The organism is Massilia sp. Masssp94 (assembly GCF_059491305.1).
The window spans coordinates 5,604,903-5,619,945 of sequence record NZ_CP168501.1 but is presented as its reverse complement, the minus strand read 5'-3'; the positions used below and the strand labels follow the sequence as shown (position 1 = coordinate 5,619,945).

The 15,043-nt window shown below is 64.3% G+C and carries 13 protein-coding genes; 3 read left to right on the top strand and 10 right to left on the bottom strand.

Annotation, left to right across the window (positions count from 1 at the left end):
• Positions 1-15: 15 nt before the first annotated feature.
• The 9 genes from bamA to rpsB all read right to left on the bottom strand — a co-directional run bounded on the left by bamA (position 16) and on the right by rpsB (position 10,083).
• Complete coding sequence (gene bamA, locus ACEN9G_RS24960; RefSeq protein ID WP_413339634.1) at positions 16-2,376, bottom strand: outer membrane protein assembly factor BamA; 2,361 nt, start codon at positions 2,374-2,376, stop codon at positions 16-18.
• 123 nt (positions 2,377-2,499) lie between these two features.
• Positions 2,500-3,846, bottom strand: a complete 1,347-nt coding sequence (gene rseP, locus ACEN9G_RS24955; protein WP_483127120.1) for an RIP metalloprotease RseP — start codon at positions 3,844-3,846, stop codon at positions 2,500-2,502.
• Positions 3,847-3,874: 28 nt separating this feature from the next.
• Positions 3,875-5,050, bottom strand: a complete 1,176-nt coding sequence (gene ispC / locus ACEN9G_RS24950) for a 1-deoxy-D-xylulose-5-phosphate reductoisomerase (RefSeq protein WP_483127119.1) — start codon at positions 5,048-5,050, stop codon at positions 3,875-3,877.
• Positions 5,051-5,177: 127 nt separating this feature from the next.
• Entirely contained in the window at positions 5,178-6,005 is an 828-nt protein-coding gene (locus ACEN9G_RS24945) for a phosphatidate cytidylyltransferase (protein WP_413339901.1), read from the bottom strand.
• A 6-nt stretch (positions 6,006-6,011) separates the two neighbouring features.
• Positions 6,012-6,770, bottom strand: a complete 759-nt coding sequence (gene uppS, locus ACEN9G_RS24940) for a polyprenyl diphosphate synthase (RefSeq protein WP_413339903.1) — start codon at positions 6,768-6,770, stop codon at positions 6,012-6,014.
• A gap of 108 nt (positions 6,771-6,878) precedes the next feature.
• The gene (gene frr, locus ACEN9G_RS24935) at positions 6,879-7,439 is read right to left on the bottom strand and encodes a ribosome recycling factor (RefSeq protein ID WP_036228560.1); all 561 of its coding nucleotides are present in this window, start codon (positions 7,437-7,439) and stop codon (positions 6,879-6,881) included.
• A 28-nt stretch (positions 7,440-7,467) separates the two neighbouring features.
• A complete protein-coding gene (gene pyrH / locus ACEN9G_RS24930; protein WP_036228558.1) occupies positions 7,468-8,184 on the bottom strand; it encodes a UMP kinase in 717 nt (238 codons plus the stop codon).
• A 97-nt stretch (positions 8,185-8,281) separates the two neighbouring features.
• Entirely contained in the window at positions 8,282-9,190 is a 909-nt protein-coding gene (gene tsf, locus ACEN9G_RS24925; RefSeq protein WP_371762385.1) for a translation elongation factor Ts, read from the bottom strand.
• Between the two features lie 146 nt (positions 9,191-9,336).
• Entirely contained in the window at positions 9,337-10,083 is a 747-nt protein-coding gene (rpsB, locus tag ACEN9G_RS24920; RefSeq protein ID WP_036228556.1) for a 30S ribosomal protein S2, read from the bottom strand.
• A gap of 254 nt (positions 10,084-10,337) precedes the next feature.
• Between rpsB and map the strand changes: the two genes are divergently transcribed.
• From map to ACEN9G_RS24905, 3 genes are all read left to right on the top strand, one after another.
• Positions 10,338-11,162, top strand: coding sequence for a type I methionyl aminopeptidase (gene map, locus ACEN9G_RS24915; RefSeq protein ID WP_413339906.1), 825 nt, complete (start codon positions 10,338-10,340; stop codon positions 11,160-11,162).
• 9 nt (positions 11,163-11,171) lie between these two features.
• On the top strand, positions 11,172-13,766 hold the full coding sequence (locus ACEN9G_RS24910) for a [protein-PII] uridylyltransferase (RefSeq protein ID WP_413339908.1): 2,595 nt from the start codon (positions 11,172-11,174) through the stop codon (positions 13,764-13,766).
• 167 nt (positions 13,767-13,933) lie between these two features.
• A complete protein-coding gene (locus ACEN9G_RS24905; protein WP_413339910.1) occupies positions 13,934-14,680 on the top strand; it encodes a pseudouridine synthase in 747 nt (248 codons plus the stop codon).
• Positions 14,681-14,714: 34 nt separating this feature from the next.
• Here ACEN9G_RS24905 and ACEN9G_RS24900 read toward each other — a convergent pair whose 3' ends face one another.
• Complete coding sequence (locus tag ACEN9G_RS24900; protein ID WP_413339911.1) at positions 14,715-15,035, bottom strand: hypothetical protein; 321 nt, start codon at positions 15,033-15,035, stop codon at positions 14,715-14,717.
• Positions 15,036-15,043 lie beyond the last annotated feature (8 nt).

Genomic DNA, 15,043 nt, shown 5'->3' with positions numbered 1-15,043 from the left:
CGACGACTGGCCCGGTCAGAAACCGGTACCCATCTGGAACTGGAAGCGCTCAAGGCGGTCGCCCTCCTTCGCGTTCAAGGGCTTAGCATAACTCAACTTGAGCGGGCCCACCGGGGAAATCCACGACAGGCCGATACCCGCCGAGTAGCGCAGCTGCGACGTGCGGATCGGTTCGTGCTCCTGGTAGATCTGGCCGCCGTCGGCAAAGGTGAACCAGCGCAGCGAGCGATCCTGGCCGCTGCCCGGGAACGGGAACTGCAGCTCGGCGTTGCCGATCACGCGCTTGGCGCCGCCCAGGGCGTCGTACGTGCGCGGGTCGACGATACCGAGCGACGAGCTCTCGTAGCCGCGCACCGAACCGATGCCGCCGCCGTAGAAGTTCTTGAAGACCGGGTACGCGTGACCGCCGAGGCCCGCGCCGTAGTCCAGCTCACCCTTCAGCGCGAGGGTCATCCAGCGCGTGATCGGGCGGTACCACTGGTGTTCGTACACCACGCGGTAGTACTTGGAGTCGCCGAGGACGTCGACTTCCAGGTTGGCGCGCTGGTAGCGGCCGCGCGTCGGCGTGATGGCGGAGTCGCGCGAATCGCGGCCCCAGGCCACGGTCAGCGGGATCGCATTCGTCGTCGCCTCGCCCACGCCCGTCGCCTTCGCGACCGGGTCCTTCGAGTTCTGCATCACGAACTGCTGGTACAGCGTCGGCGAGCTCTCGTCCGTCTCGAGGCGGGTCTTTTCCAGGCCGGCGCCGAAGTAGACGGTGTCGATTTCCGAGAACGGCACGCCGAACGTGAGGTTGCCGCCCTGCTGGCGCACGGTGTACGAGCCGATGTTCAGCGCCGGCGGACGCGACGTGCGCAGGTACAGCTGGAACGCGCGCGAGATGCCGTCGTCGGTGAAGTACGGGTTCGTCTGCGCGAACGAGATCGTGCGGTTGTAGCGGCTCGTGTTCAGTTCGATGCCGACCGTGTTGCCGCTGCCGGCGAAGTTGGCCTGCGTGACGGACGCGGTGAAGGTGAATTTCTCGGCCTGCGAGAACGCGCCGCCGACCATGAAGTTACCGGTCGGCTTTTCGACGACGGCGATGTTCACGTCCACGGCGTCGTTGGTGCCCTGCGCTTCCGGCGTCTCGACCGTCACGTCCTTGAAATAACCCATGCGGTCGACGCGGTCGCGCGACAGCTTCACCCGGGTCGGGTCGTACCACGAGCTCTCGAACTGGCGGAATTCGCGGCGGATCACTTCGTCGCGGGTGATCGTGTTGCCCGAGATGGTCATGTGGCGCACGTACGCGCGCTTGCCCGGATCGACGAAGAACGTGAAGGCGACTTCGCGCTTCTCGCGGTTGATCTCCGGGTTTGCGGTGACGTTCGCGAACGCGTAGCCGAAGCTCGCGAGACGGTCGGCGATGCGCTTGTTCGACGCTTCCTGCAGGTCGCCGGAATACGTCTGGCCCGGCTTCAGCAGGATCAGGTTCTTGAGTTCTTCCCCGCGGCCGAACAGTTCGCCATCCATCTTGACGCCGGAGACGGTGTACTTCTCGCCTTCCGTGATGTTGATGGTGAGGTAGATGTCCTTCTTGTCCGGGGTGATCGAGACCTGCGTGGACTCGACGTTCACTTCCAGGTAGCCGTGATTCAGGTACCACGACTTGATGGTCTCCAGGTCGCCCGTCAGCTTCTGCTTCGAGTACTGGTCGGCCTTGGAATACCACGTGAACCAGCCGGAGGTGTTCAGCTGCAGCAGCTGGCGCAGTTCCTTGTCGGAGAACGCCTTGTTGCCGACGATATTGATCTGCCTGATCTTGGCGACGTCGCCCTCGTCCACGTTGAACATGACGTTCACGCGGTTACGTTCGATCGGGGTGACGGTCGTCGTGATCTTGACGCCGTACAGGCCGTGCGACAGGTACTGGCGCTTGAGCTCCTGCTCGGCGCGGTCGACGGAGGCCTTGTCGAAAATCTTGGTCTCGCCGACGCCGATGTCCTTCAGCGCCTTGACGAGCATGTCCTTTTCGAATTCCTTGGTGCCGGTGAAGTCGACGGAGGCGATGGCCGGACGTTCCTCGACCAGGACCACGAGCACGCCATTTTCTTCTTCCAGGCGGATGTCCTTGAAGAAGCCGGTGGCATACAGCGCCTTGATCGCCGCCGTGCCTTTTTCGTCGTCGAAGGTCTCGCCCACGCGCACCGGCAGGTAGCTGAACACCGTGCCTGCCTCGGTCCGCTGGATGCCTTCGACCCGGATGTCCTTCACGACGAAGGGAGCGACGGCGGCGGCGTGACCGGCACACAGGGCCAGCACGGCTGCGCCGATCATGCTGCGACGGGAGGGCAAGGCAAAACGCGGCTGGGCAAAACGTTCGGGTTGTAAATTCATCGGTTAGATCAATGGGTCAGTCATTGGACAACGTTACGTGTTCTTCGCCGGGGCTTGTCCTGCCTGGGCCGAACACTCCGATGCCCGCCGCAGGCGCGGCGTACAGTTCGGAGTGCCGTGTGTTCAGAGCAGTCGCACCAGGTCGTTGAAGACGGCAAGCGCCATCAGCATGAACAGCAGGCCGACCCCGGCACGCTGCGCGATCTCGCCGATCCGCGCGGGCAAGGGGCGCCCGGTCAAAACTTCCAGCGAATAATACAGCAAATGGCCACCGTCCAGAACGGGAATTGGTAACAGATTCATTACACCCAGGCTGATGGAGATGAAGGCGATGAACTCCAGGAACGGCTCCAGGCCAGAGCGGGCGGTCTGTCCGGCCACGTCCGCGATCGTGATCGGGCCGGTTACATTTTTCAGCGAGACCTCGCCCACGATCATCTTCGCGATCATCTTGACGGTCATCGCGCTCGTCTCCCACGTGCGCTGCGCGCCCTTGGCGAGCGCCTCCAGCGGCCCCGCCTTCACGGTCACCATCTCCGGCGCCTGCGCGATCATCAGCTTCACCAGGCCCTTGCCCGACTGCGGATCGCGGTCCGGCGTGAGGGGCAGCACGAGCGACTGGCCGCCACGCTGCACGCCCATCTGCAGGGTCTTGCCGGGGGCGCCGCGCACGGCTTCGATGAAGGCGATGCCGTCGGCGATGTTCTTGCCGTCGATCGAGGTCACGAGGTCGCCCTGGCGCAGGCCCGCGCGCGCGGCGGCGCCGTCCGGCAGCACCTTGTCGACGCTGGGCCGCGGGCGCCACAGCTGCATGCCGAGGACGCCCAGCACGTCGCTGTCGACATCCAGGCTGGCCATGCGGTCCGCGGGCAGCACGGCGCGGTACGGCGCCGAGTTCGGACTCGGCCCGCGCAAGGTCAGTTCGGCCGCATGCTTGTCGATGGCGGCGCGCACGATCTCCCAGCGCAGCTCCGTCCACGACTGCACGGGCTTGCCGTTGACGGCCGTGACGACGTCGCCGCCGCGCACGCCCGCCTTGTACACGGCCGACGCCTCCGGCATCGCGCGCAGGCGCGTGCCCGGCTCCTCTTTCCCGTGCATGAACAGCGCGCCCATCACGACGATGGCGAGGATGAAGTTGGCGATGGGGCCCGCCGCCACGATGGCGATGCGCTTCCACACGTTCTGGCGCGTGAATTCGCGCGGCAGGTCCGCGTCATTGGTCGGCGCGGTCGAGGGATCGCGCGCGTCGAGCATCTTCACGTAGCCGCCGATGGGCAGCGCCGAGATCGCCCATTCCGTCTGGTCCGGACCGAAGCGGCGCGACCAGACGATGCGCCCCATGCCGATCGAGAAGCGCAGCACCTTCACGCCGCACAGGCGCGCGACGACGTAGTGGCCCAGTTCGTGAAAGACGATCAGCGGCCCAAGGGCCAGCAGGAATGCCAGCACGGTGTGGATCAGGTTCATGACACTCTCCCGTCAGGGCCCGCGTTGTTCAAGTGCGCAGCGCATGCACGATGCATCCGGCCGCGTCGCGGGCACGCGCGTCCTGGGCCATCACGGCCTCGATGCTGGTCGCCGCGCCATGCGGGTTCTCGTCCATCACGCGGCGGACGACGCGGTCGATGTCGCGGAAGCCGATGCGGCGCTCCAGGAAGGCTTGGACCGCGATTTCGTTCGCCGCGTTCAGCAAGGCGGGCGCGGTACCGCCCGCGCGCAAGGCGTCGAAGGCGAGCGCGAGGCACGGGAAGCGGTCGAAGTCCGGCTTGTGGAATTGCAGCGCGGCGAACGTCGTCAGGTCGAGCTGGTCGACGCCCGACGCGATGCGTTCCGGGTACGCGAGCGCGTGCGCGATCGGCGTGCGCATGTCCGGGTTGCCGAGCTGGGCCAGCACGGAGCCGTCCACGTACGACACCATCGAGTGGATCACGCTTTGCGGGTGGATCACGACTTCGATCCTGTCGGCCGGCGCGCCGAACAGCCAGTGGGCCTCGATCACTTCGAGGCCCTTGTTCATCATCGTGGCGGAATCGACGGAGATCTTGCGGCCCATCGACCAGTTCGGATGCTTGCAGGCTTCTTCTGGCGTGACATGTTCCAGCGTCTCGACGGCACGCTGCAGGAACGGGCCGCCGGACGCCGTCAGCAGGATCCTGGCGACACCGGCCACGTCCGGTGAACGTGCATACGTCCCCGGCAGCGACTGGAAGATGGCGTTGTGCTCGGAGTCGATGGGCAGCAGGGTCGCCTTGTGTTCCTTGACGGCGTCCATGAACAGCTGGCCGGACATCACGAGCGCTTCCTTGTTCGCCAGCAGGACCTTCTTGCCCGCGCGCGCGGCCGCGAGCGTGGGCGCGAGGCCGGCGGCGCCGACGATGGCGGCCATCACCGTGTCCGTGTCCGGGCTCGATGCGATCTCGCACAAGGCCGCTTCGCCGTGGGCCACGTCGATCGGGAGGCCGGCCAGCAGGTCGCGCAGGCGCGCCGCGCTTTCCGCCGAACCGACGACGGCACGCTGCGGACGGAACACGCGGCATTGCGCGGCGAGCGCATCCACGCGCTCGTGCGCGGACAGCGCGTACACACGGTATTTGTCGGGATGACGTGCCAGCACGTCGAGGGTCGAGACGCCGATCGAACCGGTGGCGCCAAGGATAGTGATGCTTTGCATGTTGCGTTCCATTGTCAAGGTCGTTCCAACATGGGCGGGGCGGGTTGCAGACCACCGCCAGCGCCGAGTCATTCTGGCACGGCGCGCGCGAAGGCGGCGCGCCGCCCGCGTTGGAACGGCCTGTGTCTTACAGCCGCGAGCCGATCAGCGCGGCGAGGGGCAGCACGGGGATCAGTGCGTCGATGCGGTCCAGCACGCCGCCATGGCCGGGCAGCAGGTTGCTGCTGTCCTTCATGCCGGCGCGCCGCTTGAGCTGGGATTCGAACAGGTCGCCGACGATGCTGGCGGCCGTCATCAGCACGAGCACGACGGCAAGCACGGGCCAGCCGTACGTGTGCTGGACGCGCACGGCGAAGGTGTTCGCGAAGGCGTCGCCGCCGAACTGGACCGACAGGCCGCCCAGCACGAGCACGGCGATGCCGCCGCCGATCGCGCCTTCCCACGATTTACCCGGCGAAATCGATGGAGCCAGCTTGTGCTTGCCGAACGCCTTGCCGGAAAAGTAGGCGCCGATGTCGGCCACCCACACGATCGCGAGCACGGACAGCAGGAACAGCGGCGAGTGCGAATACAGGTCGACGATGGCGGCAAAGCAGCCGACCACGGCGAACGCGTAGACGAGCGACAGCACCGTGTTCGCGGGCGTGCCCAGCGGCGGCAGGCCGATCTTCAGCGACGGCGCGAACCGGGCGATCCACAAGGCCACGCTCAGCGCGGCCCAGAACGACAGATTCGTATGCCCCGTGAACACGGACATCGCGAATACGGCGGCCCACACGAGCGCGATCACGTGCGCGTTATGCGTTTCCGGATTGAACAGCCGAAAGCATTCCCAGATGGCGGCGCCGAAGAACACCGTCGCCACGACCGCGAACGCCGTGTAGTTGTTGAAGTAAAGGACTGGCAGCAAAATTGCCAGCAGCACGACGGCGGTAATGACGCGGGTTCTGAGCATCAGCGGTTAGCCTTGTTTAGCCTTGTTGGCGACCTGTTCGCCGGTGCGGCCGAAGCGGCGTTCCCGGCTCTGGTAGGACGCGATCGCCGTGTCGAGCGAGTCGCGCGAAAAGTCCGGCCAGAAGGTGTCGGTGAAGTACAGCTCCGAATACGCGAGCTGCCACAGGAGGAAGTTCGAGATGCGCTCTTCGCCGCCGGTGCGGATGAACAGGTCCGGCTCCGGCGCATAGGCCATGGCCAGGTGCTCGGCCAGCATCTCTTCGGTGTACTCGGTCACGCCCGGGTTGGCCGCAACCATCTTGCCCGTCGCCTGCATGATGTCCCAGCGGCCGCCGTAGTTGGCGCAGATGGTGACGGTCAGGCGGGTGTTGTTGGCGGTGCGGCGCTCGGCGTTGGCGATCATGTCCTGCAGCTTCGCATCGAAGCGCGACAGGTCGCCCACGACCTTCAGGCGGATGTTATTCGCATGCATCTTCGACACTTCGCGCTCGAGCGCGGTGACGAACAGGCCCATCAGGTAGGACACTTCGTCGGCCGGACGGCGCCAGTTTTCCGACGAAAACGCGAACAGCGTCAGGTATTCCACGCCACGATCCACGCAGGCTTCGACGATCTTGCGCACGGCGTCCACGCCCTTGACGTGGCCGGCCACGCGGGGCAGCAGGCGTTTGGTCGCCCAGCGGCCGTTGCCGTCCATGATGATGGCGATATGGCGCGGCACCGTCGGCGCTTCGGGGACTGCGGTGGTCGAACTTTTGAAAATCATAAATCTGGCCAAATGGCGGCTACAACAAAAGGCGGAACGGACCGGTCAAGCCTGGCCTGCCGGTCCGACGTCCACGACGATATGCGGCATATCATGCCGCAATACGGATCACACAGTCATCACTTCTTTTTCTTTCTCGGCAACCAGCTTGTCGATGTCGACGACGGCCTTGTCGGTCATCTTCTGGACATCGTCCTGGGCGCGGCGCTCGTCGTCTTCCGAGATCGCCTTGTCCTTGACCAGCTTCTTCAGCTGTTCGTTGGCGTCGCGGCGCACGTTGCGGACGGCGATCTTCGCGTCTTCCGCTTCCGACTTGCACAGCTTGACCATTTCCTTGCGGCGCTCTTCGGTCAGCGCCGGGGTCGGCACGCGGACGAGCTCGCCGAACGTCGACGGGTTCAGGCCCAGGTCGGATTCGCGGATCGCCTTTTCGATGACGTTCAGCATCTTCTTCTCATACGGCTGGACGCCGATCGTGCGGGCATCGATCAGGGTCAGGTTGGCGACCATCGGCAGCGCGGTCGGCGAACCGTAGTAGTCGACCATCACGTGGTCCAGGATGCCGGTGTGGGCGCGGCCGGTGCGAACCTTGGCCAGGTTGCCTCTCAGGGTCTCGATGGATTTCGCCATCTTGTCCTGGGCACTTTTTTTAACGTCAGCTACGGACATGCTGCTCTCCTGTATTTCTAACTATTGATTAAACGTGTACGAGTGTACCCTCGTCCTCGCCCATGATCACGCGCTTGAGCGCGCCCGGCTTGACGATCGAGAACACCTTGATCGGCAGCTTCTGGTCGCGGCACAGGGCGAACGCGGTGGCGTCCATCACCTGCAGGTGCTTCGCGATCGCTTCGTCGAACGAGATCTGTTCGTAGCGGGTCGCGTGCGGATCCTTCTTCGGATCGGCAGTATATACGCCATCGACCTTGGTTGCCTTCAATACAATTTCGGCCGAGATTTCCGAACCGCGCAGTGCGGCTGCGGTGTCGGTGGTGAAGAAGGGGTTGCCGGTACCGGCTGCGAACACGACGACCTTGCCCTCTTCCAGGTATTGCAGCGCCTTCGGGCGCACGTAGGGCTCGACCACCTGCTCGATGCCGATCGCCGACATCACGCGGGCGGTGATGCCCTGCTGGCGCATGGCGTCGGCCAGCGCGAGCGCATTCATCACGGTGGCCAGCATGCCCATGTAGTCGGCCGTCGCGCGGTCCATGCCCTGCGCACCCGGCGCGACGCCGCGGAAGATATTGCCGCCGCCAATCACCACTGCCAGTTCCACACCCAGCTTCGACACCTCCGCGACGTCGGCGACCATGCGCTCGATGGTGGCGCGGTTGATGCCGAACGGATCGTCGCCCATCAGCGCTTCGCCAGACAGTTTGAGGAGGACTCGTTGGTAGGCTGGTTTTGTCATGAATAGGGCTCCTGTGGTCATTGGTTCATATTCGGTACTGCACCGGACGGGATCACCGCCCGGTTGTAAAAACGGGCCTTGCGGCCCGTTCTCTTTATTACTGCTTGGCAGCAGCCATCTGGGCTGCCACTTCCGCTGCGAAGTCGTCGACTTTCTTCTCGATGCCTTCGCCGACCACGTACATCGTGAATGCTTTCACGGTGGTGTTGGCGGCCTTCAGCATCTGCTCGACGCTTTGCTTGTCGTTCTTCACGAAAGCCTGGTTGAACAGCGACACTTCTTTCAGGTACTTCTGCACCGAACCGTCGATACGCTTGGCGACGATCTCGGCCGATTGCGGCTGCTTGCCTTCGGCGACGGCCTTGTCGGCGTCTTCCTTGGCTTTCAGCTGAGCAACCGAACGCTCTTTCTCGATCAGCTCGGCCGGCACTTGCTCTGCCGACAGGGAGACCGGCTTCATCGCGGCGATGTGCATCGCGACGTCCTTGCCGACCTGCTCGTCGGCGCCGTCGTAGTCGACGATCACGCCGATGCGGTTGCCGTGCAGGTACGATGCCAGCTTGCCGGTGGTTTCGAAGCGCTGGAAGCGGCGAACGGTCATATTCTCGCCGATTTTGCCGATCAGTGCCGTACGCACGTCGTCGAACGTCTTGCCGTCGACCGGCAGGGCGGCCAGGGCGGCGACGTCGGCCGGGTTGTTCTCGGCGACCAGCTTGGCAGCCAGGTTGGCCATGGCCATGAACTCGTCGTTCTTGGCGACGAAGTCGGTTTCGCTATTGATTTCGACCAGCGCGCCGACGTTGCCGGCGACGAAAGCCGTCACGACACCTTCAGCGGTGATACGGGCTGCCGCTTTCGATGCCTTGCCGCCCAGCTTGACGCGCAGGATCTCTTCGGCACGCGCCATGTCGCCTTCGGCTTCGTTCAGTGCCTTCTTGCATTCCATCATCGGTGCGTCGGTCTTGGCGCGCAGTTCGCCAACCATCGCTGCAGTAATCGCTGCCATGTTCATTCTCCTAAAAGTAGGAGCAAGCCGCCGTCTTCGGCGTCTTGCATATTATTAATCTGTTCAGGAATTGCTTACAAAAAGGGGCGCTCGATCTTAGGCTCGGCGCCCCCTTTACAGCTCAGCGGGCCGTGACCCGCGGGCAATTAAGCTTGCTCGGAAACTTCGACGAAGTCGTCAGCCGACTTGACCATCTCGGCGACTTCGTTGGTCGCGTTGGCGCGGCCTTCCAGGATCGCATCGGCGACGCCGCGTGCGTACAGGGTGATGGCCTTCGACGAGTCGTCGTTACCCGGGATCACGTGCGACACGCCTTCCGGCGAGTGGTTGGTATCGACCACGCCGATGACCGGGATGCCCAGCTTGCCGGCTTCGGTGACGGCGCCCTTGTGGTAGCCGACGTCCACGACGAAGATCGCGTCCGGCACGCCCTGCAGGTCCTTGATGCCGCCGATCGACTTCTGCAGCTTTTCCAGTTCGCGCGAGAACATCAGCGCTTCTTTCTTGCTCATCTTCTCGACTTCGCCCGACTCGATGGCAGCTTCCATGTCCTTCAGGCGCTTGATCGAGGTCTTGATGGTCTTGAAGTTGGTCAGCATGCCGCCCAGCCAGCGCTGGTCGACGTACGGCACACCGGCGCGCTGTGCTTCAGCGGCGATGATGTCGCGGGCCTGGCGCTTCGTGCCCACCAGCAGGATCGTGCCGCGGTTGGCGGCGATCTGCTTGATGGTCTTCATCGCATCCTGGTACATCGCCATGGTTTTTTCCAGGTTGATGATGTGGATCTTGTTGCGATGACCGAAGATGAACGGGGCCATTTTCGGGTTCCAGAAACGGGTCTGGTGGCCGAAGTGAACACCGGCTTCCAGCATTTCGCGCATAGTGACAGACATTGTATTCTCCAGGGTTGGGTCTTGAATGACGGCCGGTACACCCGTTTCCGGGCACCCTTGTCGGCCGCATTCGCGATTTACATTCACAAATTGCTCGATATGGACACGAGCAACCCGAGATTCTAGCGGGATTTGACACGAATTTCAAGCTCGGGCACGCATGCGGCTCTCAAAAGCGGCGGCGGCCGCCGGCCCGGCGGCGTTATGAATCACATATAATGACCGGCACAGAACTTATTGCAGAACGGATCAATATGGCAATTTCCATCAAGACCCCGGAAGACATCGAGGGCATGCGCATCGCCGGCCGCCTCGGCGCCGAGGTGCTCGACTACATCACGCCCTTCGTCAAGCCGGGCGTGACCACCGGCGAACTGGACCGCCTGTGCCATGAATACATGGTCAACGTGCAAGGCACCGTCCCCGCCCCGCTGAACTATGCGCCGCCGGGCTACCCGCCGTTCCCGAAAGCCGTCTGCACCTCCGTCAACGACGTGATCTGCCACGGCATTCCGGGCGACAAGGTCCTCAAGAATGGCGACGTGGTGAACATCGACGTCACCGTCATCACCAAGGACGGTTACCACGGCGACAACAGCCGCATGTTCTTCATCGGCGAACCGTCGAAGCTGGCGCGCCGCCTGACGGACATCACCTACGAATGCATGTGGCTGGGCATCAGCAAGGTGAAACCGGGCGCGCACCTGGGCGACATCGGCCACGTGATCCAGCAGCATGCGGAAAACGCGGGCTACTCCGTCGTGCGCGAATTCTGCGGCCACGGCATCGGCAAGGTGTTCCACGAAGAACCGCAAGTGCTGCACTACGGCCGCCCGGGCACGGGCGAGGAGCTGAAAGCCGGCATGATCTTCACGATCGAGCCGATGATCAACGCGGGCCGCCGCGAGATCCGCGAAATGCCGGACGGCTGGACGATCAAGACGAAGGACCGCAGCCTGTCGGCCCAGTGGGAACACATGATCCTCGTGACGGAGACGGGCTACGAAGTGCTGACGACGTCGGCCGGCACCCCGCCGCCTCCCGCCATCATCCAGCCGAAAGACACCGTCGCCGCCTGATCCGCCACCATGTCCACTGCCACCATCGCCCCGCCGCCGCAACCCCTGCAGCCGCTGCAATTGAAACAGCGACTGAAAGCCGAGCGCCAGCTCGTCATTGCCGACTTCCGCGCGAACGGCAAGCCGGAAAAACTGTTGCGCGGCCTGCGCCACAGCGTCGACGGCGTGCTGGCGGATGCGTGGCACGCGGCCGGTCTCCCGCTTGACGCGGCGCTCGTGGGCGTGGGCGGCTATGGCCGCGGCGAGCTGTTCCCGAATTCCGACGTCGACCTCCTGATCCTGCTGGGCAACCCGCCCGACGCGATCGCGCAGGCGAAGCTGGAAAACTTCGTGCAGCTGCTGTGGGACCTGGGCCTGGAGATCGGCCACAGCATCCGCACGGTGGACGAATGCATGACGGAGTCGGCCGCCGACATCACCGTGCAGACGAGCCTGCTGGAAGCCCGCCTCGTGACGGGCAATGAAGCCGTGTTCAACGAGCTGCTGCGCCGCTACGACGAGGCGATGGACCCGCAGGCCTTCTTCCAGGCCAAGACGGCCGAGATGCGCCTGCGTCACGCGAAATACGAATACACGCCGTTCTCGCTGGAGCCGAACGTCAAGGAAAGCCCGGGCGCGCTGCGCGACCTGCAGGTGATCCTGTGGGTGGCCAAGGCGGCCGGTCTCGCGAATTCCTGGAGCCAGCTCGCGATGCGCGACCTGATCACGCGCGAGGAAGCGCGCCAGCTGATGGAAAAGGAGCGCGCCTTCAAGGACATCCGCATCCGCCTGCACCTGCAGACGAACCGGCGGGAAGACCGCCTCGTGTTCGACGTCCAGACGGCCATCGCGGAAACGTTCGGCCTCACGTCGACCGGCGCAGGCCTCGATGCGCGCCGCGCCAGCGAATACCTGATGCAGAGATATTACTGGGCTGCGAAGACGGTGACCCAGCTGAACACGATCCTGCTGCAGAACATCGAAGCCTACCTGTTCCCCACGCCGTCGCAACCGGTGCCGATCAACCCGCGCTTCAACGAAGTGGGCGGCTTCATCGACATCGCCGCGGACGACACGTTCGAATCCACGCCTTCCGCCGTGCTGGAAATCTTCGTGCTGATGACGGAGCGCCCCGACATCAAGGGCATGACCGCACGCACGATGCGCGCCCTGTGGCACGCCCGCACCCTCATCGACGACGCGTTCCGCGCGAATCCGCAGCACCGCGCCCTGTTCCTGCGCGTGCTGCAGGCGCCCGTGGGCCTCGTGCACGCGCTGCGCCGCATGAACGACATGGGCGTCCTCGGCCGCTACCTGCCGAACTTCCGCCGCATCATCGGCCAGATGCAGCACGACCTGTTCCACGTGTACACGGTCGACCAGCACATCATGATGGTCGTGCGCAACATGCGCCGCTTCACGATGACGGAGCACGCACACGAATACCCGTTCTGCAGCCAGCTGATCGCGAATTTCCGCGACCGCTGGCTGCTGTACGTGGCCGCCCTCTTCCACGACATCGCCAAGGGCCGCGGCGGCGACCACTCGGAACTGGGCAAGGTCGATGCGCGCGAATTCTGCCGCGACCATGCGCTGTCCGAGGAAGACACGGAACTGGTCGTGTTCCTCGTGGAGCACCACCTGACGATGTCGGTGGTGGCGCAAAAGCAGGACCTGTCCGATCCGGACGTGATCCAGTCCTTCGCCCGCCTCGTGCGCGACGAACGCCACCTGACCGCGCTGTACCTGCTGACGGTGGCCGACATCCGCGGCACGAGCCCGAAGGTGTGGAATGCGTGGAAGGCGAAGCTGCTGGAAGACCTGTACAAGATGACGCTGCGCGTGCTGGGCGGCGAGCCGCCGTCGGCCGACCGCGAACTGCGCGCGCGCCAGCAGGAAGCGCTGGCGACGCTGCGCCTGTTCGGCCTGCCGTCCGATGCGCACGAGGCGCTGTGGAAGCAGCTCGACATGGCATATTTCCTGCGCCACGACGCGTCCGACATCGCCTGGCAGACGCGCTGCCTGGTCGACAAGCTGGGCCGCGACAAGCCCGTCGTGAAATCGCGCCTGGCGCCGATCGGCGAAGGCCTGCAGGTGACGGTGTACGTGCAGGACCAGCCCGACCTGTTCGCGCGCATCTGCAGCTATTTCGACCGCAAGAACTTTTCCATCCTCGACGCCAAGATCCACACGACGAAGGATGGCTACGCGCTCGACACGTTCCTCATCACGGACGAGCATTTCGCCAACAGCTACCGCGACATCATCAACCTGATCGAGCACGAGCTGTGCGAGGTGCTCGTGCACCAGGAACCCTTGTGCCCGCCGCTGCGGGGCCGGCTGTCGCGCATGTCGCGCAACTTCCCCATCACGCCGACCGTGGACATGCGCCCGGACGAGCGCGGCCAGTTCTGGGTGTTGTCCATCGGCGCCAACGACCGCAACGGGCTGCTGTACGCGATCGCGAGCGTGCTGGCGCGTTATCGCATCAACCTGCACACCGCCAAGATCATGACCCTGGGCGAGCGCGTCGAGGACGTGTTCCTCATCGATGGGCAGGCGCTCAATAACCAGCGGGTGCAGGTGCAGCTGGAGACCGAGCTGCTGGATGCCGTAAAAATCTAAGTTAAAGCGTCATTCCCGCGAAAGCGGGAATCCATACTGAGCCACAGAATTCTGTCATTCGAAAACGACTGCAGCCTGTCACCGGAGTGACTTCGGCGCTTCAGCATGGGTTCCCGCCTCCGCGGGAACGACGGTGTTTTTTGTTTTCGTATTTATCTGAAGTCACCATGACCGAACCCGTACGCCTCTCCAAACGCATGTCCGAACTTGGCCTGTCTTCCCGCCGCGAGGCCGACGAGTGGATCGCAAAAGGATGGGTGCGAGTCGACGGCGAGGTGGTCTCCGAGCTCGGCAGCAAAGTGCTGCCGCACCAGAAGATCACCGTCGAGCGCCAGGCCGCCGCCCAGCAGGCGAAGCGCGTCACCGTGCTGCTGAACAAGCCGGTCGGCTACGTCAGCGGCCAGGCCGAAGACGGCTACAAGCCGGCCGTCGTGCTCGTGAAGCCGGAAAACCGCTGGGCGGACGATCCGTCGCCCGAGCAGTTCCACCCCACGCAGCTGAAATCCCTCGTGCCGGCCGGACGACTGGACATCGATTCCGTCGGCCTGCTCGTGCTCACGCAGGACGGCCGCATCGCCAAGCAATTGATCGGCGAAGACACGTCCATCGAAAAAGAATACCTCGTACGCGTGCAGTACACGAAGCCGGGACGCCTGCCGGACGCCGACCTCAAGAAGCTGAACCACGGCCTGTGGATGGACGGCAAACCGCTGCTGCCCGCGAAGGTGCGCTGGCAAAACGACGACCAGCTCAGCTTCACACTGAGGGAAGGCCGCAAGCGCCAGATCCGCCGCATGTGCGACATGGTCGGCCTGAAAGTCATCGGCCTCAAGCGCGTGCGCATCGGGCGCGTGAAGCTCGGCGAACTGCCGCCCGGGCAGTGGCGCTACCTGGGCGCGGACGAGAGGTTTTGAGTCAACGGTGCGTTTTGGCGGGCTCAGGGCAACGTCAATGCGCGTGCCGCATCTGCATCCACGGATCGAGCACGCGCAGTTCAGCGAGCACCGCCCGCGGCGCCTCGACGGTGCCGCCGCTGTCCTGGTCCCACTCCAGCCTCAGCTTCGATCGGCCCCGGCGCAAGTCCACGCGGGCGTAATCGACCCACGCATCCTCGGCATCGTATTCGAACGTCTTCATCCAGCCGGTCCGCAGCAGCGCTTCGAGCGTCTGGCGCAGTGCAAACGGTGGGAGGTCCGAAATCGTTTCGGGGTGTAACTGGGGGTCGTTGAAGACGCCCAGGTATCTGACGAATTGTGAAATCCACGCCATCGCTGCCT